This is a genomic window from Acinetobacter sp. S4397-1 (assembly GCF_024129285.1).
Taxonomy (GTDB): domain Bacteria; phylum Pseudomonadota; class Gammaproteobacteria; order Pseudomonadales; family Moraxellaceae; genus Acinetobacter; species Acinetobacter lwoffii_C.
In genome coordinates this window covers 1-1,016 of the sequence record NZ_JAMXXZ010000079.1, presented here as the reverse complement: position 1 = coordinate 1,016, position 1,016 = coordinate 1, and the positions used below count along the sequence as shown (strand labels likewise).

General features: G+C 34.4%; 1 protein-coding gene. It reads left to right on the top strand.

Annotated features, from left to right (window positions below):
• Nucleotides 1-59: 59 nt before the first annotated feature.
• A partial coding sequence (locus tag NI467_RS14575; protein WP_081405654.1) for an IS701-like element ISAba11 family transposase occupies nt 60-1,016 on the top strand: 957 nt, incomplete at its 3' end.

The window sequence follows — 1,016 nt, the reverse complement described above, 5'->3', positions numbered from 1 at the left end:
ATATAGGACTTACGCATTGACGGATTCAAAAAAGTATTAAAATACTTTATAAAGTATCTGTGATCAGACGAATTAAACATGCTTCTACAGCAACTTGTACATTACCCATTTATATGGGCTTTCTCATGACAGAACCGAACTCTATTAGCTGCACACAACTTGCCGAGACTTATAATATCTCGCATGATAGTGTAAATCGCTTTCTAGAGCGTGAAGACTACACACCTCACGACCTATATCAAGAATCAATTCAACATATTGATAATAATAAACTTATAGTCAGTATTGATGATACTGTTTTAGATAAACCATATAGTCAACATATGGACTTGGTTAGCTATTTTTGGTCAGGCAAACACCACCGATCCGTCAAGGGTATTAATCTCATTACCTTGTATGCGACAGATCAAAATGGTCAAAATATTCCAATTAATTTCCGAATTTATGACAAATCTGAAAGTAAAACCAAGAATGATTACTTTATGGATATGTTAAGTGAAGTACTCAGTTGGGGTGCAAAGATTCAATTTATTACAGGTGATAGTTGGTATTCATCGACTGGAAATCTAAAAACCATAAGAAAATATGGTATTCGATTTATGTTTGGTATCGACTGTAACCGTAAGGTTTCCCCAGAAAAAGGACAATGGTTTCAACTGCGTTTATTGCCAGATTTCCATCAGGGTCAAGTGGTTTGGCTCAAAGATTTTGGCTTTGTACAATTATTTAAGACTCAGTTAAAAGAACAGCAGAGGTTTTATATTGTACATCAAGATGAAGATGATTTATTGTCCTTTGAGGGTTTTCATGAATTACATTCAAGTCATTGGAAAATAGAGCAATATCACCGGGTGATTAAACAGGTTTGTCATATTGAAAAGTTTCAGGTAAGACGATCTAAACTGATTTTGAATCATATTTTTTCAGCCTTGATGGCCTACGTTGAGATACAAAAGAACCAGTTTGAGCGGATCTTTGAAAATGTATATCGTTGGCAGAAGAAATTATTTAGACCA